At 56.8% G+C, this 25,143-nt stretch carries 20 protein-coding genes; 12 read left to right on the top strand and 8 right to left on the bottom strand.

Annotation, left to right across the window (positions count from 1 at the left end; translation table 11 throughout):
- Positions 1-1,374: 1,374 nt before the first annotated feature.
- Together ACVWYQ_RS16245 and ACVWYQ_RS16240 are read left to right on the top strand one after the other, a co-directional pair.
- A complete protein-coding gene (locus ACVWYQ_RS16245; RefSeq protein WP_456725944.1) occupies positions 1,375-2,097 on the top strand; it encodes a hypothetical protein in 723 nt (240 codons plus the stop codon).
- Positions 2,098-2,948: 851 nt separating this feature from the next.
- Positions 2,949-3,692 (top strand): LuxR family transcriptional regulator, encoded by a 744-nt coding sequence (locus ACVWYQ_RS16240; protein WP_456727161.1) that lies wholly within the window; start codon positions 2,949-2,951, stop codon positions 3,690-3,692.
- A 268-nt stretch (positions 3,693-3,960) separates the two neighbouring features.
- Here the strand turns inward: ACVWYQ_RS16240 and ACVWYQ_RS16235 are convergent, their stop codons facing one another.
- The 3 genes from ACVWYQ_RS16235 to ACVWYQ_RS16225 all read right to left on the bottom strand — a co-directional run bounded on the left by ACVWYQ_RS16235 (position 3,961) and on the right by ACVWYQ_RS16225 (position 5,223).
- Positions 3,961-4,704 carry a hypothetical protein gene (locus ACVWYQ_RS16235; protein ID WP_456725943.1) on the bottom strand — a complete coding sequence of 248 codons (744 nt, stop codon included), beginning with the start codon at positions 4,702-4,704 and terminating at the stop codon, positions 3,961-3,963.
- Between the two features lie 181 nt (positions 4,705-4,885).
- Entirely contained in the window at positions 4,886-5,038 is a 153-nt protein-coding gene (locus tag ACVWYQ_RS16230) for a hypothetical protein (protein ID WP_456725942.1), read from the bottom strand.
- Entirely contained in the window at positions 5,005-5,223 is a 219-nt protein-coding gene (locus tag ACVWYQ_RS16225; protein WP_456727242.1) for a hypothetical protein, read from the bottom strand. The genes ACVWYQ_RS16230 and ACVWYQ_RS16225 overlap by 34 nt, the downstream gene beginning before the upstream one ends.
- 901 nt (positions 5,224-6,124) lie before the next feature.
- On the opposite strand from ACVWYQ_RS16225, the gene ACVWYQ_RS16220 reads away from it, so the two are divergent.
- Positions 6,125-6,865, top strand: coding sequence for an outer membrane protein (locus tag ACVWYQ_RS16220; protein ID WP_456727160.1), 741 nt, complete (start codon positions 6,125-6,127; stop codon positions 6,863-6,865).
- Between the two features lie 1,174 nt (positions 6,866-8,039).
- Here the strand turns inward: ACVWYQ_RS16220 and ACVWYQ_RS16215 are convergent.
- The 5 genes from ACVWYQ_RS16215 to nodD1 all read right to left on the bottom strand — a co-directional run bounded on the left by ACVWYQ_RS16215 (position 8,040) and on the right by nodD1 (position 14,041).
- Positions 8,040-8,507 carry a NolY gene (locus tag ACVWYQ_RS16215; RefSeq protein WP_456725941.1) on the bottom strand — a complete coding sequence of 156 codons (468 nt, stop codon included), beginning with the start codon at positions 8,505-8,507 and terminating at the stop codon, positions 8,040-8,042.
- Between the two features lie 1,460 nt (positions 8,508-9,967).
- The gene (locus ACVWYQ_RS16210) at positions 9,968-10,681 is read right to left on the bottom strand and encodes a MerR family transcriptional regulator (protein ID WP_456725940.1); all 714 of its coding nucleotides are present in this window, start codon (positions 10,679-10,681) and stop codon (positions 9,968-9,970) included.
- 120 nt (positions 10,682-10,801) lie between these two features.
- Complete coding sequence (locus ACVWYQ_RS16205) at positions 10,802-11,011, bottom strand: hypothetical protein (RefSeq protein WP_157286270.1); 210 nt, start codon at positions 11,009-11,011, stop codon at positions 10,802-10,804.
- 471 nt (positions 11,012-11,482) lie between these two features.
- A complete protein-coding gene (locus ACVWYQ_RS16200; RefSeq protein WP_456725939.1) occupies positions 11,483-12,496 on the bottom strand; it encodes a LysR family transcriptional regulator in 1,014 nt (337 codons plus the stop codon).
- Positions 12,497-13,096: 600 nt separating this feature from the next.
- The gene (gene nodD1 / locus ACVWYQ_RS16195) at positions 13,097-14,041 is read right to left on the bottom strand and encodes a transcriptional regulator NodD1 (RefSeq protein ID WP_456725938.1); all 945 of its coding nucleotides are present in this window, start codon (positions 14,039-14,041) and stop codon (positions 13,097-13,099) included.
- Between the two features lie 684 nt (positions 14,042-14,725).
- Between nodD1 and ACVWYQ_RS16190 the strand changes: the two genes are divergently transcribed.
- From ACVWYQ_RS16190 to ACVWYQ_RS16150, 9 genes are all read left to right on the top strand, one after another.
- Positions 14,726-15,358, top strand: a complete 633-nt coding sequence (locus ACVWYQ_RS16190; protein WP_275513112.1) for a NodA family N-acyltransferase — start codon at positions 14,726-14,728, stop codon at positions 15,356-15,358.
- Positions 15,355-16,014: a chitooligosaccharide deacetylase NodB gene (gene nodB / locus ACVWYQ_RS16185; protein ID WP_456725937.1), complete on the top strand. Its 660-nt coding sequence runs from the start codon at positions 15,355-15,357 to the stop codon at positions 16,012-16,014. Before ACVWYQ_RS16190 ends, nodB begins: the two co-directional genes overlap by 4 nt.
- A gap of 12 nt (positions 16,015-16,026) precedes the next feature.
- On the top strand, positions 16,027-17,385 hold the full coding sequence (gene nodC / locus ACVWYQ_RS16180) for a chitooligosaccharide synthase NodC (protein ID WP_456725936.1): 1,359 nt from the start codon (positions 16,027-16,029) through the stop codon (positions 17,383-17,385).
- 33 nt (positions 17,386-17,418) lie between these two features.
- Entirely contained in the window at positions 17,419-18,030 is a 612-nt protein-coding gene (gene nodS, locus ACVWYQ_RS16175; protein WP_456725935.1) for a nodulation methyltransferase NodS, read from the top strand.
- Positions 18,031-18,055: 25 nt separating this feature from the next.
- Positions 18,056-19,765, top strand: coding sequence for a nodulation protein NodU (gene nodU, locus ACVWYQ_RS16170; RefSeq protein ID WP_456725934.1), 1,710 nt, complete (start codon positions 18,056-18,058; stop codon positions 19,763-19,765).
- Positions 19,766-19,772: 7 nt separating this feature from the next.
- Positions 19,773-20,687: a nodulation factor ABC transporter ATP-binding protein NodI gene (gene nodI, locus ACVWYQ_RS16165; RefSeq protein WP_456725933.1), complete on the top strand. Its 915-nt coding sequence runs from the start codon at positions 19,773-19,775 to the stop codon at positions 20,685-20,687.
- A gap of 3 nt (positions 20,688-20,690) precedes the next feature.
- Positions 20,691-21,479, top strand: coding sequence for an ABC transporter permease (locus tag ACVWYQ_RS16160; RefSeq protein ID WP_456725932.1), 789 nt, complete (start codon positions 20,691-20,693; stop codon positions 21,477-21,479).
- A 289-nt stretch (positions 21,480-21,768) separates the two neighbouring features.
- The gene (locus ACVWYQ_RS16155; RefSeq protein WP_456727159.1) at positions 21,769-23,841 is read left to right on the top strand and encodes a carbamoyltransferase family protein; all 2,073 of its coding nucleotides are present in this window, start codon (positions 21,769-21,771) and stop codon (positions 23,839-23,841) included.
- Between the two features lie 263 nt (positions 23,842-24,104).
- Complete coding sequence (locus ACVWYQ_RS16150; protein WP_456725931.1) at positions 24,105-25,094, top strand: nodulation protein NodZ; 990 nt, start codon at positions 24,105-24,107, stop codon at positions 25,092-25,094.
- Positions 25,095-25,143: the final 49 nt, after the last annotated feature.

Genomic DNA, 25,143 nt, shown 5'->3' with positions numbered 1-25,143 from the left:
GGGCGCCTTGGTCGGATGTCAGATCATGGACATTCGAACAATGATTGTCACTTGGGACACTCTCATGTGACGCCAGCCGGTGATCAAGCTGCACATCTTGCACAGAGCTCGGGTGTGCTTGCGTCTTGACGGCTTCTTCTTGCAACGAAACGGTCGCGCCTTGATTGGCTCGTTCTTCCAAGCAAATAGACGAACGTACCTTGGACAATCCATGAAAGGCGATCGCCGGGCGGCAATCTAGGACTGGTTATCGTTGGCAGCCTAGGCATGAAGGCGTGCCGGTACGAGGGATGCTGACAAAGACACCTATGCGATCGATCGCTGAGACCAGCCACGGAAAATGGCTCCAGACAAGCGACGCCCGCGGTTAAGAGTCGGTTGGGCGGTTACGATATTGATATCGAAGTCGATAAAGCGGGCTTGGAAGTCAGCTTGTTGCCGCGAAAGCTACCGGCCAATAGTCGCGCCATCGTGACCCCGGACGCGATCTCTGGGACGTGAGGAGCGGCTTCTCCGCTACTCGAGCTTCTTTGCCGTCGCGGCAGCGCGCTGACCCACTCTCTCCGTTGGCCCGTGAGTGAGCTTGCAGCCCAGAACGTCGGTCGACTTGTTCAAAGTATCCTGGCGTTGCAGTGCCGCCCACGCAAAAGGTCTTGGGGTCGCTTCGCAGCTCAGTCCGGTCTCGTCGGAGAAGTCCGAAGCTCTCAGAGACCAGGTCATATCTCCGACCGCGGCAGCAACGAAGGATCCTCGCTTGCAAGTGCCGCTTCTAGATAGGCCGCCCGCTAATCCCGCGCCTTCAGGTCGTTCTGGACGTAGAACTTGGTTGCCTTAAGAGGCATATGAAGCCTCCTCGGTCATACGGTTGGCGGTTCTGATGTCCTTGCTTCCGCTTGTCTCGACCGCCAAGCGAGATAATCACGGTGTTGCCATGCAATCGAGCAATGGCATTTGCATTCCTTCGTTTCCGGAGCCAACTGTCGAAAGTCTCTGCCCGACCGACTTCGAGCACTGGTATCTTAAAGCACAGTGCAGCCTCGAAGGTGCCGACTGGAATATACAGCCGACAGTGGAGGGGCCGTTCACGTCCCTGAATTTCCGGATCACCTTTCCGTTCCGGAACTCGAGACTCGATGGACCGGCCATCTTTGTGAGGCGCGGTGCAGAGCAGAAAGAGAAGGGACGCCGCACTCTACCCGACACTCGCGCTGCAAAAAAACCTTTGACGACGCCACGAAGAGCCTCTGTTGATGAACGCGAGTTCAAGTGGCTTCCTGAAATTGCCACCAGAAGGCGGGCGACAGCATACTTGGTGTTGAGCAAGAATGCTTTGCGAGCGTCCGTCTGGCACGCCGCTCAAAGGAGGATAGTCAGGTGATTGCGCCGATTCGACGGAACTGGAATCCAAGAGACTTCTTCGATGAGTTGAAACCTGCGATGTTCACGGCTGGACCAGCGACTGTGCGCGCACGCCGGAACAAGCTCTGGCCAGAGTTGTATACCGAATACGACGCGAGGCATTTAAGACAAGAATTGTCGAAGCGACATCTAATCGCCAGCAGCGAAGCTGAGGCGTTCTTCAGAGCCTGGGCCGCGGATGAAGAGCGTCATACCGAGAGTTTCATCCAGATCATGGAGCTTGTCGCTGGTGAATCCGAAAGGGATCTTCGAGACAGATTGGAAGCTCGAGCGCATGATTTCTCTGCCATCGATGAATACTTAAAGGACGAATTTTCTCTGCTCGTTATGATCGCATTTGACGAGATATGCACTTGTCGCGCCTATGCTGCGGATAGAGACTTCTATGCCGGACTTGGGAGCAATTTCCTTCGATGGCTGAGAGAGGTGGTTGCCGACGAGGCCGTTCACTCGATGAACGCCGTCAATGTTATTCGCGCCCGTTACTGCGAGCGCATCCCCGACGTCGGCGCAATTCTCGATAGCGTAATCAGCAGCGTGGGCGATGATCCGGATTATACCGGCACTTTCGTAATGGATTACTTCGGCGGCAGTTATACGAAGAAGATGTTCGACAACTGCCGCGCCACTGTCCTGAGAAACGTCGCTAAGCCGCTGACAGCCGCAGCGACGAATTGAAACGCCTCCGCGAGCAAGTGGACAGTCGAGCTTTCGTGCATCGTAGATCCGTGCCTTATTTGATGTGCTGAGCGGTTAGATTGGAGTCGGCTCACAGACGGGTCGGCGTTTCACGCGAGACGCCACAATGGCCGGTTCAGTGATAACTTGCAGACAAGGTACACGGATCATCAAATAGAAGGAGCCACTCAAGCAGTTAGGGCGAACAGCCCACCCCAATGGCACTGTCGGCTTTCCTCCTGATGTCGCGAGTCTTCAACACACGCACCCGCAGGATCTATCTCAAATCTCTCAACTCATTGTCGTTTAACCCGATTTTGAGAACGAATGGAACTGGTACGACAATTGCTGTGCTGATCCGCAGGTTTTCCCTTCCGGAGCTGCGCATGCAAAGTACCCGCCGCACCAAGAAAATCCCCCAACTGCGAGCATGTCGGGGAGGCCCCCTGACGACCATCCTCCTCCGCCACGAGGGTCGATCAGCCTCAACGCTCAAGAGGTGTTCGCGTTGGAGATACCCGACTGAAGCACGTAGACGCCACGCATCGTTCATGCATGGCGCGAGACTTGCGCGAAGGCCATCTCGGGCTGCTCATCGACCGCGCTCTCGCCGCTGCCGGCGCGGTGAAGACCAGTTGCAGGCTGAGGATACAGATTCGTAGGATCGCGCAGATCGTGACCCGGCTCTTTTCATGCTCGCCGGCAAACCGAACATCGACGGTGACACCGCGCTGTTGAGCTCGGCATCACGGAGCGGCTCGCCGATGGAGTGGAACTTGCCTCCGCCTGATGCAAACTCAATCGAAAGGGGCAATACCGACCTTTTGGGCCAGCCCGCTGAGGCGCCTCAAATGGATCTTTTCAGTTTCACCGAATGCGCGACGCGAACGCAATCCCTCAGATCGGTTTTCGAACTTCTTGTGAGCTGTGCAAGCGACGAAGGCTTCAGCGAAGTCTCTTACGGAGCACTCAATTTCGCGGAGCCACTTCGCCTACCGGAGTATCCACCGCCGGCGGTGGCCGTAAAGTGGCCGCCTGACTGGTGCGAACGCTATTTTGAACGCGAGTACCACAAGATTGATCCGGTAGTCCGACGGACACCAATGGTTGCGCGACCATTTCTGTGGGATCAACTCGGAGAGCAATATCAACTACAGCCTGACGAAAGGCGCGTCCTGAATGAGGCCAGAGAGGCCGGTCTCAAGCACGGCATGAGTGTGCCATTGTTTGGGCCATTGGGTCGAATATCTGTCTTATCGTTTGCCTCTCGGTTCGACGATGCCGATCCTCAACAATCTAAAGGCCATCTCAACGCACTAGCCTGGCATTTTCACACCGCTTGTGTGGAGATCACACGTCCAGCGGAAGATAACTGCATTGAAAGAGTTGCCCTATCGGAGCGCGAACAAGATTGTCTCCGGTGGGTGGCAGCGGGCAAATCCTCATGGGAGATCGGAAAGATATTGCAAATTAGCGAAAATACGGTGAACTTTCACCTCAAGAACGCGATGCGCAAGCTGGGCGCGACCAGCCGGGTCCAAGCCGCCATTGTGGCGATCCGCCTCAATCTTATCTTTGACTTCCATGTAGCGTAAGGCATCTTGTCGGCATCTGATGATCGTGTCGAAGTCAATTGGCGGCTGGAAGCTGTTGAATATAAAAGTTGATCCTAGGGGCAATCGTTCTCCCAAGTCATCGAGGAACCTCAATCGACCATGTGACTGCAGCCAATTGCGCTTGCTGCAACACGGGTCTCACTTTGCTCACCAGCCCACTCCCAAAGGGGAAGAGAAAGATGCGCTCGCCAATGGCTGTCGACGGTCGCGCGTCGGGCCTCAATTGCTGGGTCCTTCCGTAGTTGCCTCAAGTATGAGTCCTGTTGACCACGATGCTGTGACTGAGGAAGACTGGCTCGATCATCAGTCTTGCGCCACGCGTGGCGGCGTCGGATTGGCGGCGCGGATGAATCCTGCAGCGAGCAAGCCTGAGAGCATAGCCGAGGCCTGGCAGGATCAGCGTGACTCTGTAGCCAAATCTCGCCGTGATAAACCCGCTCGCCGCGAAGCCCATCAGTGCGAACGCCGACATCACCGAAGTGAGGAAGGTGACATCTGTTCCAGCCTTGCCTGGCCGGGCGAGTGCGAGAAACCAGTTCGTGAATGTAACGTGCTGGACTGCGAGGGCCGCGAACACGATCCCAACGCTCGCGACAGCGCTCACGCGAACGCTGGCATAGCGATCAATAATCGCAAATGCTCCGAAACCGATGGCCATGACTGCACAGCTCCAGATCACGCCGTGATTCGGCGCCGTTCGTGCGAGGATCGCGGTGGTCAGCGGCGCAATGATAGTATACGTTAAGACGTTCGAGATCGCTCCGATCCATCCAATGTCTGCCGCGGCGAACCCGAGATCAACGAGCCGCAACTGCACCATTGCGAACGCCAGCGCGATCCCGGCAACGCCGGGCGCTATCAATGCGGCCGTTGTCAATAGACCATTGTTGCGCAGGAAGATGGACTGGCGCTGCGGTGAGCGCGATTGGTTCTTGAAAAGGAGCGGTTCGGGGATCGCGAACACCCATCCGGCGAAGACGGCCAGCAGCAACGCTAATCCCAGCAAAGTCGGACTCCAACCGACACTCTCGATCAGCTGGAGGCAGACCGCGCCGCCGATCACGTGGCCGATGACCCGACCCCAGCCCAGCCCAGCGTGGCCCCGAGCGGACGCTCGCCGGGATCGAGGGCTTCGGCAATGTAGCCCAGTGTTGCGATCCGCTGTGTTGCGGCTACGCTCGCAAGGAGAGAAACAAAAAAAGCTGCACCAAATCGGTCTTCGGATTCAAGAAAGCCATCACTGCCAGCACAGTGGTCGTGGCGACTTGTGTCAGCAGGATCCATGATCGCCTTAGCCCCAGACGATTGAGGCTCCATCGATCCACGATGGGCGTCCAAAAAAGTTAACAGTGAAGGCAAGGAATGCCGTGCTATACAACCCAACCAGTTGCAAGCTGGCGCCGTTCGCTCGAAGGATCACCGGAACAGCCGAGTAGATCAACGCGATCGCCAGATACTGCTGACTGGCCAACGCAACCATCCCGATATGTGGCATGTAGCGAATTGCCATCAGCCTCTTCCCTTTAAGGAGCATTTTCGCGTGTTCTAAAAAGCATGGAGTGAATAAGTAGCGGATCGATCCAACGGAGCAACCGCGGGCGAATTACCACAAACAATGAAGCGCCCAGGCCGACGGCGCTGATCGCATCAAACACTCCACTGCGCTCATCGGGTTTGGCCAGGCGCCGTGATGCTGCCATTTATGGGCGACGGTGCGAATGAAGCAAGCAGCGTGCCGCTTGAAAAACGATCGTCCTTGTCGCCTCTTTTGCGCGGGCGCGTCAGTTTGGGGACATCGTTATCTTTAATCCGACATTCGGGTCGTCAGCCTTGACGGGTGCGGACGGGGCGTCGGCGCTTGGGCAGCGGCTCATGTCTGTTGCGCGACTTGGAAGGCGGCGCTTAGGCAAAACGACCTGTGATGCGCGGAGAGAACTCCAAAGGAAAAGCCCCGACCAAGGTCGGGGCTCCTTCAGCCCACCGGCAGTCTCGCAGCGGTAGAAACCCGACAGATGCGTCCCGCTCCGCAGACCAATTGCAATCAGCGCGGCTATGATCGCGCGATTGTTCGCTTGACAGCTTGTAGGGCATCTCTTTGCGCACACATTCAATGCATTCAGTTCTCCGCTTCATGTTCCTTGACTCGGATCGGCGACGGGATGCAAAAGTGACCTTCTTTTGAAGCGAGCCTTGATCTGGAGCCACCTACTCTGTCGCGGCGCTGACGCGCGCGAGCACTCTTAGGCCTCAATGCGCGAGCTGTTGCTGACAATCAAAGTGTACAACTTTACGCAGCGTCAGATTCAAGCCAATTCTTTCGAAGTAAATGTTGCGCAGCAGTTACAGCAATTCGCGTTTGCGCTGCTATGACGGCGCACGATCGGGGGCCACTCAAGGAAATGAAGCTCGAAATGAAAAACTTGTTGCTTATGACTGCGAGCATCGTCGCACTCACCGCTGCGGCGCCTGCATTCGCGGTGGATCTCGCTGCACAGCCCGTCTACACCAAGGCGCCTCCTCCGCCGATCGCGGTCGCGTTCTACGACTGGGGCGGCTTCTATGCTGGCGTCAACGGGGGCTGGGGTTCGGCTCATTCCTCGTGGGATTTCGCGGGCACGACCCCTGAGGGCTCTCACGACGCAAGCGGCGGCACGCTAGGCGGGCAGATCGGCTACCGCTGGCAGATCGGCCAGACGGTGCTTGGCGTCGAAGGCCAGGGCAATTGGGCCGATTTCAACGGCTCCAATGTCAGCAGCGCTTTTCCAACCAACGTGAACCAGACAAAGATCGACGCGTTCGGCCTAGTCACTGGCCAGATGGGGTATGCGATCAGCAACGTACTGCTTTACGCCAAAGGTGGCACCGCGATCGTGGGCAGCAGCTATCAGGTCAACTCTGTTTCCGCAGGCACGCAGCTTGGGAGCGCGGACACGACGCGTTGGGGCGGTGTGGTTGGTGCCGGATTCGAGGTCAATTTGACGCCGAACTGGTCAGCTGGGCTTGAGTACGACCATGTATTCATGCCGACCAGCAATGTGAACTTCACCTCCGCCGGAGGTGGCGCTGTCGGGAACGATCGCGTCCGTCAGGATTTTGACCTCCTGACCGCGCGGCTCAATTACAAGTTCGGCTGGCCCCTAGTTCTCAAATAACGATCTTCCCTTCAAAGGGCAATCGAGAGCCCCGGCCCTGGCCGGGGCTCCTTCCCGCGCAAATCAGTCGGGCGCAACGTCACACAACGTGCCATTTGCCAAGACCAGTTCTTCATACGGCCGCGGTCGACCACTGTGCATACAAATGCGGTTAAGGCCATTCAAAGTACGTCTTATACCAATTGATCTTGGCGAGCGCACTGCGTGTCTCCCGGAAGTTGGTCAGCTGATACGAGCGATTGGCTAGCGGGGCGCCACCACGTGAGAGTAGTCAGTCAACTGTGAAGAAGGCGGATTGAGCTGGGCTGTAGTTGCGAGCGCTTGCCATAACAATCCCAGGAAAAGGCCCAAGAGTTCTCTGAGCCAGGCGAGGTCGCGGCGGAGCTGAGAGAATAAAGTTGGCTCCGTTGGCCTGAGCGGCCTTTGAGGTAGCAGCGGCCGAGGTGACCGTCGGAGTTCAGGTGTCCAATGATGGGCGGATGGCGGAGCGAGGCGCAGTTCGGCTTGATGACACCGAAGACGCCGCGCGTCGGTGTTTTGTTGCGTCAGTTCCAGGGCCAACTCGCGTCTGGTTCTGGCCGTGGCGCCACCCCTGGCGGCGGAGCAGAACGTGGACACGGCGATAGCCGTAGCGAACGCGGGCACGACAGATCTCCCTGATCCGATGTTCGACGGGCAGCTTGGCCTGAGCGACGCAGTTTGTAATCGTAGTCGATCAGGCAAACTTGAGTGCTGCGCAGGTCCTGCGGATCGAGACCTGCCACTCGCTATGGACTTCGTCGACCAGCTTGCGCCTGCGGCCAGGCTTCACAGCCTTCGGTGGATCACGTCCTGCAGCATCTCCTTGTCGAGCGACAGATACGCCAGCTTCTTCAGCTTGACGTTCTCGTCCTCGAGCTGCTTCAGTGGCCGCATATCGGTCGGCAAAAGCCGTCACACTTCTTCTTCCAATTGACGTAGGTCGCCTGGATGATCCCGGCTTTGAAGCAATGTCCGCCACCACGACCCCAATCATGGTCCTGCTTGAGAATAAGCCATTCTGGGCGTTTTGAGGCCTTCATCGTCCTTCGCCCATCCACAGCCGGGACTCGGTGCGGAAAGCTATCCAAAAATGGTCTAGTTTGCCGGCCTTAGATCATTGGAGCTTTTTGTGGAGCTTGCCAGCTAGTACCGATTATACGCCGCAGCATGGATTAGCGCCCTGCCTGATCAATTCGCACAGGTATAGCGCATCGCTGACTGCATGGAAGGCCTCTGGTCGGCCATTAGCGGCCACCGCACGCGTCAGAATAAGCTTCGCGATTGTAGTCCGGTTGTCAGGTGTCTGCATAGCTGATGGCAGGGCCGCAACTGCTTGATCAAAAAGTCGGCCCAAAAACTGAAGGTCCTCAGGATAGAAAACACCAGCTTCCATGTCTGGAGGTCGGGTGGTCGGCCGTTGTCCGGCTGCAGTCCCGGCTCTCGCGCCGCTTAGGTCACTCTTCAATTGCTCTGATATCAAGGTGCTCGTGATTTTGCTGGGCAATTGAATCGCGTCAAGCGGTTTTTCCTGTTCGCAGATCAGGCCTGCAACAGCCTCGACCTGTTGCTCGATTCCATGTTTAGGGTACGGCACACCCGAATTCCAATGTTCAAAGTCCACAGCGCGTTCTCTCTCGATAATATAACATTATGTAGGGACGACGTGTTGTCACCCCGTTCACGGGTACTTGCCCCAGCCAAATTTCAGCTGCTTGAAGACACGAGGCTGTAACAGGAAGCGCTGACTATCCACGCCACACGGCTGTGCCGCCGCTATCGCGGTTTGCAACCAAGTCGCGCGGCCAGAGCCGCTCTCTGGCGTGCTGATTTGTCAACCCAAATGCCATAGTGTCCACCCGCGACGCGTAGCGAGGGGCAGTACTCCTTGCTTACGTATCAGGCGCCGATTGCCATTGACCGGGCTTGAAGCGTGCCAGCCGACTAGCATGGGGCACGACGCTACATCTGAACGATGAGTTCGTCTATCTTCGTGCAACAAGCGGTGCAAAGAGAGAAATCCATTGCCATACGACCCTTCTGATCGCTGCTTCCAATCCGGCAGTTGAATATGAGCATTGAGGCTGATCCGGTAAAATCGATTGTTTTTATGGTAACCATCCAGGCTGCCGATAGGCCGTGTTGGGTGCTAGCACTTGGCAATATAAGAATCTGTTCGACCATCGTGCTGCCGCCGCGACCTGAACCGCATGAAGAGCTTGGTGAATCAGCGCCTTGCCGAAGCCGCTTTGTCAACGATGGAGGTCGAGGTCCCACTGCCGCTGAATGATGTGGAGCCGCTCAGCAGTGATGCCAAAGGCTGACGTGCTGTCCAGGCGTACCTGCGATTTTCAGGCTAGGGGTACTGTCCTGGGCCACGCTGAGAGGCGCTGCCGAACGCCTGATCGCACGGGCGCGACATCCAAGGGTCAGCACTGTCGCATCATTGTGAGTTTGAATGGTAGTTGCCGTAGACGGAAGTCTCTAGCAAGCTGCCAAAGCAGGTAGTTGGCACCAGCCTCCTCAATCTAGTTAGCTAGAAGCGGTCGCACCGAAGTTGACGACGCACAGTTCACTCTCGAGTGCAGCATCGAAGGACAGTGGCAGGTAAAGCTTGTCAGAATGGCATTGAGTGCGTGAAGATACCTGAATGTTGTTGAGTCCTCGCTCACGACAAGCGATTGCCGCTAGCATAGGCCTGCTGGTGAGACCGCTCGATCACCAACACCAGGAACGATCCGTAGATCTTCAACGTGAGTGCAGCCGACTAGATGAGTGCAGAAGACATCCGTATTTCTTGTACTGCAGATGAGGGCCGACGCACCGGAGGTTTGCGCCGTCGACAGCCGCCCAACCTACCGACTCAGGTCGATTGCTAGCGATCAATGTCGGCGGATATGACGTTGAGTCGACGGGCGCTATTGATGATTTGTCGAGAGCCGAAGATCGACGTGGTCACTGCGGGTAGCAGCGTCATGAGTGACCAAGCCATTCGAGTTGAAACAAAACCGCCGATCGTCAGCGACGCTAAGAAGTGCATTCGGAACAGACCGCCGAGGTGCGGAGCGGCCCTGCGGGTCTGTGTTAATGCGGCTGATCCCCCAGGGCAACAAGAGCGCTGTCGAGATACTGCATGAGGTGCGGATCCCACCCGGCCAGACTGCGAGGATCGCTCAACCGTGCCAGGACCTTCAAGATGGTTGAGCCGGTCAAATCATTTCCGGCGATCTCGCTGATCAGCGTGCGTGCCTCAAGCGCCACGGCCTTTGTGCGGTCGCTGCACGGATGCTCGTTCCGGTCCATACAATCGCGCAAGTCGTTGCGGATTCGCCGCCACCGCTCCTCCCGGTCCGCCGCTAGAGCGCATGTGCATGGACGAGGCTGAGGGCGTTTCTCAACCTTCGACATCGCATCAAGCGCGGCGGGTAGCTGGTCAACGCTCACTCGTACGTCACCGTCAGTCGTCATATTGCGCAAACGATCTCGCAACTGAGTGGTACGGGCGACTTGAACCTCAATCCGCTGCAGGTGCTTGCGCAATAGGTCGGTGAGAGAGGTGCGACCGTCCATCGCCCTCCGGATCTCCTGAAGTGAAAAGCCGAGCTCACGGAGGGCCCGGATTTGATGAACTCGTTGAATGCTTTCACGGTCGTACATCCGGTGACCGCCGTCGGTGCGCTCCGACGCGGCAAGTAGCCCCGTGTGCTCATAGTGATGCAGAGTGCGTACCGTTACTCCGGTAGCCCCTGCAAGTTCGCCTATGCGCCATCGACGCCTTCGTGGTGTAGCTTTGGTCATGATTTTCTATTTCAAAGCCTACAACCTAACGCCACGTAAGATTCAAGCCATTTCAATGGTCTAGCTGAACCATATTACAACTTCGGCGGACGCGAGGGGCTTATCCTGAGTGGCACTTTATCAAACGGCGGAAGAGATGGCGTCCATCAGAATTAATAGGGAAGCCAGCTCGGCTTCGCCTGCAACTCCGAGCTGCAGCACAAGCTGTGCAATTGCCGTTCGGTTTTCTGGAGTACGCATTGTTACAGGCAAGGCCGTGATTGCTCGGTCAAAAATCCTTCCCAAGGTTGAAAGCTCCTCTGATTCGAAGATGCGATGCTTTCGTTGCAACGTTCAGCTCCCTCGAGTCTCATTGTGCTAGCGCGCGCACGTGGCCAAGGTGTTTGGCTGCGCTGGGTCCAAAAGAAGGCGGACTGGCGGCGCACACCGACAATGAAGTGCATGGGCATCTAGTGATGCCGTTGTGCAACACCGTCGCGGGCGAGTCTGGCTCGAAGTGACGCGTAACCGTTCTCCGCGCTTAGTCAGCGGTGCGCGCGCACTGCAGAGTTCGAGCACGTGTGAAAGTCGCAGTTTGTCTTCTATACCTTCCGCAGCTCTAATGGCGACTTGATGCCATTCCCGCGCGGCTGGGCTCGATAGCAATTTGCGATCGCCGGCACAATAGTGTCACGAGCGATCCAAAAAGGCTGCAAACCGTCGCGAGTCCTTAGTACCGGATTGCTTGAGGCAGTGAATCCAAGCTGGGACTGACGTGAGTTGCTTTACTTACGCGCAGAGACGGGTGTGGCAACGTTGCCGTTATGACGAACGCGGCTCGGCTAATTGCGATGCTTTGATGGAGAGCGGATCACTGCGAAGATTGGATGACAAAAGGGATTTGACTGTCTGCCTTTCTTCACCCCAAGAGCCCATGCGGGAGGACTCCTGCAATAATATCTCCCGCATCCATATGCTTGCCGGATCGGCGTTGTGAAAGGCGGGCCATTGGACGGCTTCGGTAAAGGCCGGAAGTGACAATGGCAGGTCAACAATACGCAGCGGGGTCGCTTTCTCGAAATGCTTAACCAACCTTAACGGCATTACTCCGATGCGGTCAGTGCCTGATAGCATGGGCGGGATCATGCAAAAGCTCTGCACGACAATATCGATGCGCCGCTTGAGCCCATGTTGGAGCAGGAACTGTTCTTCAATCGAGGGATTGTGTGCAAGATTCCACCTGGTTGCAACCTGTCCAAGCGACATATATTCCTCGAATGTCAGCCGATGCGGCAGGCGCTTGTTCGTGCGGCAGCCTGCACATACAAGCCTTTCACCAAAAAGTGCCGCCCTCGGATGAGCACTCGACATGAATGGTTCCGGCATGATCAGAAAATCGATTTCACCTCGCCGGAGAAGCTCATCGTGGTCTTCCCTAAGCGGTAGCAATTCGAAGCTGACTGCTGGAGCGTCTCGCGCTACACGATCTACGATCTGTCGGAAAAAGATCAGGGTGACGCAATCGGAAAGGCTGATTCGGAAGCGACGACACGATTCGGCTGGATTGAACTTGTCGCGCGCAATAATGGAGAGTTGTATGTCGAGCAACGCCTTGCGAACAGGAGAGGCGAGGCTTTCAGCACGCGGTGTCGGGACAAGTGTTCGACCTCTCATCGTAAACAGCTCATCGCCGAAATAGGCGCGCAGCCGGGCGACGGCGGCGCTCATGGCCGGCTGACTGAGGTTGATGCTGCGAGCTGCGGCGGTCAGGTTGCGCGCGGTCATCAATGAATCGAGTACGACCAGAAGATTCAGATCAAGGCCCTTGAAGCGCATGCTTATCCCACTGAAGGCGCTTGGGTGGTTCTAAACACCCGCGGCATCTATGATGGTATCTATCCTCCACCTGGGCTGGCTCCCTCCGAGTGCTGACGCTGTAGAGGCGCCCGGATGCTTGATCGCTGCAAGCGGACGATCGCAGCGTGGAACTCGCCGGCGGTGCGGAGCGGACCATTATGCTGATCCCGCAATCGCTCGCAGCATCACATCGATCTTTTAGACTCGCAGCAGCGCAGCTCCGGGAGTTGCGCCATCAAGGCGAAAATCCGCGAGGCGTTGTCCATGACCGCGTACGTTACTCGTGGCCCACTGAATGTGAGCCTACAACCTGACGCAGTGTGAGGTTCAAGCGAATTGTTCCGCGGGGGCTCTTGGCGACTGTCTCAACTGCGTGAGGCCACACTTGGTGATTCCTCCGCGCCGAATGCCGTGCCAAATCGGTCGAGGCCGCCAGCGCTGCGGCCCGCCCGTGGCATTATCCGCAACGAAGCGCCATCGATGCTTGAAGTGCCTTGCAGCCCTTAGAGCATGTGTGCGCTAGAAGAACTGCCTGCGAATGTAAGGCATTGAGGGTGTCATGTTGTGTTCGTGAGTTAGCTAGCATTGCCTACGATGTCGGGCTGCCTCATGCGCAGAAGCCATGTTGGCGGCCTCCTGCAATATGATCCGTCGCATCCAAATACTTGCCGGATCGGTATTCTCGGCAGCAGGCCATTGGACGGCTTCGGTGAAAGACGGAAGCGGGAGCGGTGGTTCGACGATCTTCAGGAGCATTTGGTTCTCGAAATGCTTAGCCAATCTAAACGGCATAGTCCCGATGCGAACAGTGTCAACTAGGACAGGCGGAATCATGCTAAAGCCCTGCACAACGACCTCGATACGTCTCTTCAGGCCGTGTTCAAGCAAGAACCATTCTTCAATGTTAGGCCTCAGTGCTCGTCCAAACTTGGCTGCGACATGTCCCATTGACATGTATTTCTCGACAGTAAGCTGGCGTGATAGCTGCTTGTTTGTCCGGCAGCCTACGCATACAAGCGCCTCCTCGAACAGCGTCGCCTTGGGGTGCGCGCTCGACATGAACAACTCCGGAAAGACAAGAAAGTCGACTTCGCCGCGCCTGAGAAGCTCATCGTGCTCATCACAGAAGGGCAGCAACTCGAAGCGCACGGCGGGAGCCTCCCGCGCGACACGGTCTATGATTCGTCGAAAGAACACGATCGTCATGAAATCGGAGAGGATGATCCGGAAGCGGCGGCTCGATTGAGCCGGGTCGAAAGCGTCCCGCGATATGATAGAGAGTTGAATGTGCAGCAGAGCCTCACGAATCGGGACCGCTAGCCCTTCGGCTCGAGGAGTGGGGACAAGTTCGCGGCCCCTCATCGTAAATAGTTCATCGCCGAAATAGGTGCGTAGCCGGGCAACGGCGGCACTCATGGCCGGCTGGCTCAAGTGTATTTTGCGTGCCGCCGCCGTGAGATTGCGTTCGGTCATCAGAGCATCGAGCGCAACAAGAAGATTTAGATCAAGGCCCTTGAACCGCATAGCTTGGGTCAATCCATCATGTGGATGTGTTCTATCGAAACAATCGATTTTACCTGACCATGCAATATTGGATAGCAAACTTCAGTTTGGAAAACTGAAACAGGCATATCACCATGGCTCTCATTCGTTGCGTTGGCTCCGGAATGCAGCGGACGTGCGGTGGCCGTGTTCGGCCGGAGCGTCAGTCGAGCTGCATCGCGACACGGTGTCGTTCTGCTCTGAACGAGCTGCAGCGCGCGGGCCTGGAGTTGCGAGTGCTCAATCGGATTTGTTGGTCCTTGCGAGCGATATACCTTTGTATGGATCTTCGATTCCTTTCAATATCGGGGATTTACCCGCGTACAATTGAGGCATTGCACCATCTTCCCTTAGCTTCACGACGAAACGGCAGATGCGGATTGCTGGTGCCAGATCTTGCGGCGGCTTGTTAGAGGCGTCGCGCGGGCCCATCGCGTTAGAAGGCAAGTCGAGAATGCAAGAGACGCTAGTAGACCCGGTGCAGGTGTTTCGTGCCTTTGATGTGATTGCCACCGTCAATCGCTGCGCGTTGGGCGAGAGTGACGGACTCTCGCCATACGGGTCTGGTCGCGTTGAGAATCCCATCCCAGCCAGTGAGCATCCATTGAGCGAGCGGGTGTCTCGCGAGGCCAAGCCCCTCAATCATCTAACGGTTGGTGGCTTGCCATGAACATTGCCGTATCCACAACTGCAGAAGGTCTCTCGATGCGTCCGCAGGTTCAGTGGAGGGTGCGCTGGGAAAGTGAGCTGTGCCTCGCCGACCATGTCGAGCTCTCCGAGTTCTTCCGGAAGAGCTACGGGCCAACCGGTGCCTTCAATGCGCAGCCCTTCGAGAATAATCGCAGTTGGGCCGGTGCGAGGCCCGAGGTCCGGGTGATAGGTTATGATGCTCGCGGTATAGCCGCTCATATCGGCCTACTACGCCGGTTCATCAAGGTCGGCGAAGTCGATCTACTCGTAGGCGAATTGGGATTGTACGCAGTACGCCCCGATCTTGAGGGGCTCGGAATAACCCATTCAATGCGCGTTATGTACCCGGTTCTGCATGAGCTTGGTGTTCCATTCGGCTTTGGTACAGTGCGGCCCGCACTGGAGAAACATATCACAAGAATGCTTGGCCGGCAGGGGCTCGCGAGACTCCTTTCCGGCATACGCGTCCGATCAACCCATCCAGATGTGTATCTGAATTTGCCGACTACCCGCATCGACGATGCTCTCGTGTTGGTGCTGCCGATTGTGCGATCAATAGGCGAGTGGCCGACCGGTACGATTATCGATCGGAACGGGCCAGAGCTGTGAAGCATTCCGATAACCTGCGCTCGGTGCGTAGCGAGTACGCTGACGCCGACGGAAGTCGCTGCGTCTATTTGACGTTTGATGACGGCCCAAATCCACTTTGTACACCAGATATCCTGGACCTGCTGGCAGAACGTAGGATCCAGGCCACCTTCTTCGTCATTGGCGCCTACGCAGCGCAACAGCCGGACCTCATACGGCGAATGATCGCAGACGGGCATGAGGTCGCTAATCACACGATGACACATCCGGACCTGTCCAGTTGCAAACTGGCCGAGGTGCAGAGTGAAATACTGGGAGCCAGCGACGTCATTCGTGCGGCCTGCCCGCAAGCGTCGCTGCGGCACGTGCGAGCACCTTACGGAAGGTGGACTGAAGAAGTGCTTGCGACAGCAGCGATGGCCGGACTTGGCATGGTGCATTGGTCGGTGGATCCACGAGATTGGTCGCGCCCTGGCGTTGATGCGATTGTGAACGCGGTGCTGGCCTCCATCCGACCGGGTGCGATCGTGCTCTTGCACGACGGATGTCCTCCCAGCGAGCAGGGACAGTGCACTCACGCTGGTCTGCGCGACCAGACGCTCACGGCGCTTTCACAGCTGATTCCCGCACTGCAAGAGCGTGGTTTCGCAATCTCCTCCCTTCCTCAACTTCACTGAACACTGGACCAAATGGATTTGCTCGCCACCACCAGCACTGTCGCTGTCTCATGTTATGCGCTGCTCTCGACTGTCTACAAGAGCTTGCAGGCGCTCTATGCTACGCCGCCAAATGCGCCGGCTCCCTCAGGTGACCTGACGCACACTTCTGCCGCTCTGCCGAGCATCGATATTATCGTGCCGTGTTTCAATGAGGATCCGCAGACGCTCGCGGCCTGTCTACAATCCATTTCTGCCCAGGACTACACCGGAGAATTGCGCGTTTATGTGATCGATGATGGTTCGGCAAATCGCGCTCTTTTAGAACCCGTTCACAGCATCTTCGCAACCGACGCCAGGTTCAGCTTCATTCTACTCGAAAGCAACGTTGGGAAGCGCAAGGCGCAGATAACCGCGATACGACGTTCAACCGGAGATTTGGTGCTCAACGTCGACTCCGACACGATGATCGCGACAGACGTGGTCACAAAGCTCGCGCTGAAGATGCAAAGTCCGGAAGTCGGAGCGGCAATGGGGCAGCTGACTGCCAGCAACCGGAGCGACACTTGGCTGACCAGATTGATCGATATGGAATACTGGTTGGCATGCAACGAAGAGCGCGCGGCACAGGCTCGCTTTGGCGCCGTCATGTGCTGCTGCGGCCCTTGTGCTATGTATCGCAGGTCCGCGCTCGCGTTGTTGCTAGATCAATACGAATCGCAGTTCTTTCGCGGCAAGCCGAGCGACTTTGGTGAGGATCGTCATCTGACGATCCTCATGCTGAAGGCAGGGTTTCGAACGGAGTACGTCCCGGATGCCGTTGCGGCAACTGTGGTCCCGGACAAGCTAGGACCTTACCTGCGTCAACAACTGCGTTGGGCGCGCAGCACCTTCCGCGACACGTTGCTCGGCCTGCGCCTGCTGCGAGACCTTGATAGCTATCTCACCCTCGACGTAGTCGGGCAGAATATCGGTCCGTTGCTTCTCGCCTTGTCGTCCATAATGGCTGTTGCGCAGCTCGCCGTGACGGCCACCGTGCCGTGGTGGACAATCGTCACGATCGCATCAATGACCATGGTTCGTTGCGGTGTGGCCGCTTTTCGTGCGCGCCAATTGCGATTCTTCGGCTTTTCGTTGCACACACCAATCAACATAGCTCTTTTACTTCCCGTGAAGGCGTATGCGCTGTGTACGTTGAGCAATAGCGATTGGTTGTCGCGCAAAGTCGCCAACGTACCGGCCGGGGATGAGAAACAGGCGGCTGTCCAGAACCCGAGCGGTCGGCGAAGCGCTGCAGAAGCGGCGCAATTGGCTCGGGCAGTTCGCCGGACCGATCTTTCGTGCAGTGCTGGGAGGCTGCCTGCGGCCGACAGCGCATGCGGCGGCGAGTAAGAGAACACATCCCACACAGTTGGCGCAAGCGAGATGCCGAACAAAAAGTACGAGTTATTAGAGCGTGAATTGGCTGCCGACGACCCCTGGCGGCTCGACAGCAACCCGTTCGAACAGAAGCGTTACGCCAAGATGCTCCAGATGTCGCTGTCCAAAGAGAGCATCAGGAATGCGCTCGAAGTGGGATGCGCGGCCGGTACGTTCACAGAAAGGCTTGCGCCCCATTGCCAGCGCCTCTTGGTGATCGACGTCATGCGGCAGGCGATTAATCGAGCCCGCGAGCGGACGAGGAAGAAGGCGCACATCACCTGGATCGTCGCGGACATTGAACGGTTTTGGACCGCGGAGCTGTTCGATCTAATCGTGGTCACAGAGGTTCTTTACTACCTCGGCGACATAGCCGGACTGCGTGCTGCGATCCGGAACCTCATTGATATGCTGGCGCCAGACGGGTACCTGGTTTTCGGATCGGCGCACGATGAGACATGCAGGCGCTGGGGACACCCTGCTGGAGCTGAGACAGCCATCGACATCTTCAAAGAAGAATTGCTTGAGGTCGAGCGCGTGCAAATCCGGGCGGAGCGGGATGACGAGGAGTGCCTCCTAGTCCACTTCCGGAATCCGGTTCAAGCGTCAAGCAATTGACCTGCTGCTATAGGCAGGAGAGAGAATGCGCATCTGCGGCATCAAGCTAACCCATGACGGATCGATCGCTGTTGTCGATGACGGGCGGCTTTTCTTCTGCACTGAGCAGGAGAAGCGCGGCAATAATCAGCGGTACCAGGCCATTGACAATCTCGATGCCATCGTTGCCGCCTTGGCGGAGCATGGTCTGGGTCCCCAGGATATTGATCAGTTTGTTATTGATGGTTGGGACGGGGAGGTCGAGTCATCCTTCCAGGTTCTCAGCGGGATGGTGCCTATCGCCCTCAAAGGCGCACCGTATGTCGAACGTCGTGCCGAGGGTCTTCTCGATGCCGTCGAGGGCTTTGGCCTGATTCTCGGGAGTAAGGCGTACTCGTATCGCAGCTATCCGCACGTCGCGGGACATGTCGCATCAGCATATTGCACGAGCCCCTTTGCCCAAGCGGGTCAACCCGCGTTCTGCCTCGTATGGGACGGCTCGATCTTTCCACGACTTTACTATGTTGAACGGCAGGGCGCGCGGTTCATCGAATGCCTATTTCCAATGGTCGGTCACGCTTATGCAGCCGCCGGGCACCATTTCGGGCCTTACAGGCAGGCTAAGCGCCCCAGTTGGGACCTCGGCGTGGCCGGCAAGCTGATGGCCTACATCGCGCTTGGATCTGTTGATGAAAACATCGTGGCGGTGTTTCAGGAGCTCTATGAAAGGTGCTTTGCAGCAGATACGGAGCAGGCTCGTCGTTACCGTGCGGAAATCTACAATGCGGAATCCTTGCTTCGAGCTATGCACGACTTCTTCGCTGCGTGCGCGATGCGACTGGACTCCAAGCGGCCCGAAGATGTACTTGCATCTTTTCATGTGTTTCTAGAGCGACTCCTTGTCAAGGAAATCGCATTGGTGCTGCTGCAGCACTCCTCACTTCCGGGAGCGCGCAACCTATGTATAGCCGGTGGTTGCGGCCTCAATATCAAATGGAACAGTGCACTACGCGCGACTGGTTTGTTCGATGATGTATGGGTGCCGCCATTTCCCAATGACAGCGGATCTGCGATTGGTGCCGCTTGCTCTGCTATGGCGGCGCGGAGAGGATTCGTACCGCTTGAGTGGTCCGTCTACAGTGGACCCGCCCTGCAAGATAGCGAGATCCCAAAAGGATGGTGGTCCGAGCCATGCGGTATGCGCGAACTTGCTGCGATTCTCGCCAGCAACAAGCCCGTCATCTTTCTCGCCGGGAGTGCTGAGCTCGGTCCACGGGCCTTGGGTGGCAGGAGTATTCTTGCAGCCGCGACTTCGCCAGCAATGAAGGATCATCTCAACGATATCAAACGCCGCGAACACTTTCGACCCGTGGCACCGATATGCTTGGAAGATCGGGCGCCGGCCATTTTCAGCCCTGGAACGCCTGATCCTTACATGCTGTTCGACCACCAGACACGGGAGGAATGGCGGGACATAATACCAGCTATTGTCCATCTGGATGGATCTGCGCGATTGCAGACAATCGCCAGAACGTCTCCGCACAAGGTCGCCGAGCTCCTGGTCGAGTATGAGCGGATCACTGGAATTCCACTGCTTTGCAACACAAGTGCCAACCACCACGGACGCGGGTTCTTCCCGGATGCCGCAGCAGCGTGCCATTGGGGGCGTGTTGACCATGTATGGTGCGATGGCCTGCTCTGGACCAAAACGGCCGTAAGTGAGCCATCGTCGGCCGAACAACTTCTTCCGGCGTAACAGAAACATGTCCACTGCAGCAATCGATCTTGCCGGTATAAAAAAGTCATTTGGCGACAAGCTCGTGGTGAACGAGCTGTCGTTCACCGTCGCTCGCGGAGAGTGCTTCGGATTGCTGGGTCCGAACGGCGCTGGCAAGAGCACAACCGCGCGTATGATCCTTGGCATGATGTCGCCTGACGCAGGAGATATAAGAGTACTCGGTGAGCCTGTGCCGAGTCGAGCTCGCTGGGCACGTAAGCGCCTCGGTGTGGTCCCGCAGTTCGACAATCTTGAACTCGAGTTTACCGTCCGAGAAAACCTCCTGGTATTCGGCCGCTACTTCGGAATGGGCGCGCGCAAGATCGAGAGCCTGATCCCGTCGCTGCTTGATTTCGCTCGCCTCGAGAGCAAGGCGGGCACCCGCGTCTCCGAACTGTCGGGTGGCATGAAGCGGCGGCTGACTCTGGCGCGTGCTCTGATCAACGACCCCGATCTCCTGGTCATGGACGAGCCGACCACCGGTCTCGATCCGCACGCGCGCCACTTGATTTGGGAGCGCCTGCGATCGCTGCTGGCGCGCGGAAAAACGATTCTTTTGACCACACACTTCATGGAAGAGGCGGAGCGGTTATGCGACCGGCTGTGCGTGCTTGAGAATGGGATCAAGATCGCCGAAGGCAAGCCTCACGTGCTGGTCGAAGAGCAGATCGGCTGTAGCGTGATCGAGATTTACGGGGGCAATCCACAGGAGCTGTGCGCATTGATCAGACCCTTTGCGCGGCACCTGGAAATAAGCGGCGAGACGGTATTTTGTTATGCGCCCGAACCGGAGAAAGTCCTCGCGCAATTGCGCGGGCGCGTCGGCCTTCGCCTTATGCAGCGCCCTCCAAATCTCGAAGACGTCTTTTTGCGACTGACCGGGCGCGAAATGGAGAAATGAGCGATGGGTGAGGGTTATGCTGCGGCTATGCCCGCCAACGCGTCCAACTGGGTCGCGGTGTGGCTGCGCAATTTCCTGGCATGGAGAAAAGTCGCGCTTGCATCGATTCTCGGCAATCTCGCCGATCCGATAACCAATATGTTTGGTCTCGGGTTCGGTCTCGGGATGATCGTCGGGCGCGTTGACGGTACTTCATACATCTCGTTTCTGGCGGCCGGCATGGTCGCGACAGGCGCCATGACGGCTGCGACCTTTGAAACCATGTACGCGGCTTTTGCCCGGATGGAGACAAAGCGCACCTGGGAAGCCATCTTGTCCACACAGCTCACGCTTGGAGACATCATCCTAGGTGAATTGGCCTGGGCAGCCAGCAAAGCCATTTTGGCCGGGACGGCGATTGGCGTTGTCGCCGCCATATTGGGGTATGCGCCGTGGACGTCCATTCTCTGTGCGATGCCAACCATTGCCCTGACTGGGCTCGCTTTCGCAAGTCTGGCAATGGTCGTCATATCTCTTGCGCCCACGTATGACTATTTCGTCTTTTACCAAATGCTTGTCATTACGCCTATGGTGTTTCTGTGCGGCGCAGTCTTTCCGGTGAGCCAAATGCCGAGCTCATTTCAGCATTTGGCGGCCTTGTTGCCGCTGGCTCATGCGGTCGACCTCATCCGTCCAATGATGCTCGGTCGCGCGACGCCCGACATCGGCGTACATATCGGTGCGCTCTGCATTTACACGGTATTGCCGTTTTTCGTATCGACGGCACTGTTCCGTCGACGTCTGATGCGCTGACGCAGCATTGCGCAGAACGAAGCGGAGACAAATCATGCAATCCCCGATGGTGACGGCTCGACACGACAGGGCATCCGATGATCGCTTCGGACGGTCGTCAGGCGGACGACGTCAGTCACGGAGCCGCGGTCCAATCTGAACTACGGCGTTCAAATGCCAACACCGCCTTGGCTGATCGGATGTCATTGATTCAGACGGACCTCGAATAATCTGAGTTGAATATGCAAGAGCGAAAGTACGGCCTTTGAAGGCGCTTGGGTCGTCTTATTATGACCAAATGGAGAACGAAATGCTGTGTCTAGGATTGAGCGGCGGACTGGATAAAATCCATGAAAATCCATTCGATCTGCCTAAGACGTTTCTGCACGATGGCGCTGCGGTGCTTGTCCGAGACGGACGGGTCATAGCAGCCGTCGAAGAGGAGCGCCTCAATCGGATCAAACACTCCAACAAGTTTCCAAGCAGCGCGATCCGGTACTGCCTTGCAACTGCGGGAGTGCAGCTCCACGATATCGATCGTATCGCGTTCTACGCTACCGAGGCGTATTGCAATGCCATGCTGGAGCGGCTGCTTGTGTCTCAGCCAGATATCTCCATTCCGATGGATGCCAAACTGTTGCTGAGGAAGTTGCTGGCGCAAGAGTTCGGCACTAAGGTCGAAGAGTCGCGGCTCTCGTTCGTGCACCATCATCACGCACACGCAGCGAGCGCATTTGCGATGTCGGGATTTGAGCAAAGTCTGATTTTTGCGGTGGATGGCGGTGGCGATTTTCTCTCCGGGCTATTGGCGGTAGGGTCGGGCACCGAAATCACGGAACTCGCGAGTTTTCCGGAGAATAATTCTCTAGGACTATTTTACCTCGAGGCTATCCGATATCTCGGGTACAGTTTGTTCGACGAATATAAGGTTATGGGACTTGCTCCCTACGGAGATCCGGCGCCCTACCGCGAGCTCTTCGGACAGTTCTACGAACTCTTGGACAATGGCGGCTATCGTGTTCACCTAGATCGAATCGGACCGACATTGCTCCGCAACATCCAGGTTCGAAGAAAGGGAATGCCGTTCACGCAGCAGCATCGAGACGTGAGCGCTTCTTTGCAGGAAGCGCTAGAGCGGATCATGTTTCACATCCTGCAGCATTATCGGAAGAGCACCGGCATCAAGCGATTGTGCCTGGCTGGAGGGGTAGCCCACAACTGCACCGTGAATGGTAAGCTGCTCTACTCAGGACTGTTCGAAGACATATTCGTCCAACCCGCTGCGCATGACGCTGGTTGCGCATTAGGCGCGGCCCTGATGGTGTCCAGCGATTTGGGCATGCCGGCCCCCCTTGAGCGACTTCAGGATGTCTATTGGGGTCCCGATATCGGAAGCGAGCGAGCCGTAGAACGCGAGCTGAGTGCATGGGCGGGGCACCTCGACGTTGAGCGTCAAGATGACATAGCAGCAAGTGCAGCCGGTTGGATGGCTGATGGCGCCGTGATCGGCTGGGTCCAGGGTCGTTCTGAGTTCGGGCCACGTGCGCTAGGCAATCGCAGCATTCTTGCTGATCCTCGACCGGCTTCAAACAAGGACCGGATCAATGCAATGGTCAAAAAGCGCGAGGGCTATCGGCCATTCGCGCCATCAGTGCTGGAGGAGTATGCGAACGAATTTTTCGAGCTCCCGGAAGGCAAGCGCGAATTCCCATTCATGAATTTTGTGGTCCGCGTGCGCGACCCGAAACGTAGCGTGCTCGGTGCCATTACGCACGTCGATGGTACTGCTCGGCTGCAGACCGTATCGCGCAAAACAAACCCGCTCTACTGGGACGTTATTAGTGCGTTCAAAGAGCGGACGGGAATTCCGGTGCTGCTCAATACATCATTTAACAACAATGCCGAGCCGATTGTGGATTCCGTGTCTGACGCGATTACCACGTTCTTGACGACAGATTTGGATGGACTCGTGATTGGGCCGTTCCTCATCAAAAAGAGGACGACAGGGCTAGACGACTGGACTGCGCTCGCCATTTCATTGCCCGCTTATGTATCCCTTCATCGAGTCCGCGCTTTTACTGCAGAAGATCGCCAGGAGACTGTATGCGAGATTCGCAGGGGACACTCGAACCGCAACAGTGTGCGCATCTCACATGATTTGTTCGATCTCCTGATGCGGATCGACGGGGAGGCGGTCCTTGGATCTCTTCTTGATACCATTACTCCAGATCGGTCCAAACGCGAAGCTCTTGTGAAGGAATTGTTGGGATTGTGGGAGCAGCGTTGCGTTCGGCTACATCCGCCTCGCGCTACTCGCGCCAGTGGTGGCGGTGCAGGGCACGCCGAAGCAGAACCGGAGCGCGCCACTATGGGTGTCGTCTAGCGTTACGTATCCGGACGCAGCAAAGGATGAGACGGCGCGATGAGCGGAATGCCAGCCGTACCAAAACCAAGTGCGTGGTTGGCAACGTCTCATCCGATGCATGAATGGCCAGCCTTCATGCGTCCAGGCGAGCGGTGCTAGAAGAACGCTCACCGCGAGCGTCCGAGATCCGGAGTATCAGTTTGCCGTCGGACGGCACCTTACATCGGCCTCCTGCAGCAAGTTCCCGACCCAACCAATAGGTACAAACGAGGCAACGCGAAATGCTCGTCAGTGACTCGATGAATGATCGGTTCGTGGTTTCTCGACGACGGACCGGATTCGGTGATTGCCTTTGGTCGTTGGCATCAGCGTGGCGTTATGCAAAGCGGACCGGGCGGACGTTGGCAATCGATTGGCGTGGCTCGTGTTATCTCGATCGGCCATTCACCAACGCATTTCCAGTGTTCTTCGAGCCAGTTCAAGCCATCGACGGGGTACGGGTCATTTGCGATGACCAGATCAATCAAATGTCATTTCCAGGCCCGTTCTTCCCCCCTTGGTGGAATAAGGCGCCGATAGATTGCGTTTATCGGCCAGATGAACAGATCTTCCAGGAGCGTGACGAGCTGGACCAACTTTTCCAAAGTCCGGAAGATGTCGATGCTAACACTGTGGTGTGTGACGCCTGCTTAATGTGGCGCTGCGATGAGGATGCCGAACGGCAGATATTTCGGACGATCAAACCCCAACCGGAAATTCGGGCTCGAATTGATGCCATTTACCAAGAGCATTTTGAGGGACACAGCATAATCGGAGTTCATGTTCGTCACGGCAACGGCGAAGATATCATGGGACATAAGCCCTATTGGGCGGATCCGGAACTCGCCTTTCGGCAGGTATGTACTGCCATCGATAAGGCGAAAGCGTTACCGCATCCAAGCCCGGTGAAGCTGTTCTTGTGCACGGACAGCACGCTGATGGTCGAAAAGCTATCTGGAGTATTCCCCGATCTCTTCACTATCCCAAAGCATTTCCAGGCACCTCATGCTGGACCTTTACATAGTGCAGAACTTGGCGCCGAAGGCGGGTTCTCTGCCCTGATTGAGATGTATCTCCTCGGGCGGTGCGATACGGTCATTCGGTTTCCACCGACGAGCGCCTTCACGCGCTATGCTCGCCTCTTTGCGCCACGCGTTATGGAGTTCGATTTGAAGGATCCGACTCGATTGATCCTTATTGAAGGATCGCCGGAACGGCTGACGGCCTCATGAAAGTCAACGGATCATCATCTGCTAGACGTTATGGCGATCGGTATTCCAG

Source organism: Bradyrhizobium sp. USDA 3397 (assembly GCF_054060965.1).
The sequence above is the reverse complement of the archived record's forward strand: the minus strand, read 5'-3'. Positions and strand labels throughout refer to the sequence as shown.

What these genes read in the sequence shown, in the direction of transcription:
- ACVWYQ_RS16240 (WP_456727161.1), top strand. Translation starts at nt 2,949, where the DNA reads ATGGATCTTTTCAGTTTCACCGAATGCGCGACGCGAACGCAATCCCTC.
- ACVWYQ_RS16225 (WP_456727242.1), bottom strand. Translation starts at nt 5,223, where the DNA reads ATGGCAATTCGCTACATGCCACATATCGGGATGGTTGCGTTGGCCAGT.
- ACVWYQ_RS16220 (WP_456727160.1), top strand. Translation starts at nt 6,125, where the DNA reads ATGAAAAACTTGTTGCTTATGACTGCGAGCATCGTCGCACTCACCGCT.
- ACVWYQ_RS16210 (WP_456725940.1), bottom strand. Translation starts at nt 10,681, where the DNA reads ATGACCAAAGCTACACCACGAAGGCGTCGATGGCGCATAGGCGAACTT.
- ACVWYQ_RS16200 (WP_456725939.1), bottom strand. Translation starts at nt 12,496, where the DNA reads ATGCGCTTCAAGGGCCTTGATCTGAATCTTCTGGTCGTACTCGATTCA.
- nodD1 (WP_456725938.1), bottom strand. Translation starts at nt 14,041, where the DNA reads ATGCGGTTCAAGGGCCTTGATCTAAATCTTCTTGTTGCGCTCGATGCT.
- ACVWYQ_RS16190 (WP_275513112.1), top strand. Translation starts at nt 14,726, where the DNA reads ATGAACATTGCCGTATCCACAACTGCAGAAGGTCTCTCGATGCGTCCG.
- nodC (WP_456725936.1), top strand. Translation starts at nt 16,027, where the DNA reads ATGGATTTGCTCGCCACCACCAGCACTGTCGCTGTCTCATGTTATGCG.
- nodS (WP_456725935.1), top strand. Translation starts at nt 17,419, where the DNA reads ATGCCGAACAAAAAGTACGAGTTATTAGAGCGTGAATTGGCTGCCGAC.
- nodU (WP_456725934.1), top strand. Translation starts at nt 18,056, where the DNA reads ATGCGCATCTGCGGCATCAAGCTAACCCATGACGGATCGATCGCTGTT.
- nodI (WP_456725933.1), top strand. Translation starts at nt 19,773, where the DNA reads ATGTCCACTGCAGCAATCGATCTTGCCGGTATAAAAAAGTCATTTGGC.
- ACVWYQ_RS16160 (WP_456725932.1), top strand. Translation starts at nt 20,691, where the DNA reads ATGGGTGAGGGTTATGCTGCGGCTATGCCCGCCAACGCGTCCAACTGG.
- ACVWYQ_RS16155 (WP_456727159.1), top strand. Translation starts at nt 21,769, where the DNA reads ATGCTGTGTCTAGGATTGAGCGGCGGACTGGATAAAATCCATGAAAAT.
- ACVWYQ_RS16150 (WP_456725931.1), top strand. Translation starts at nt 24,105, where the DNA reads ATGCTCGTCAGTGACTCGATGAATGATCGGTTCGTGGTTTCTCGACGA.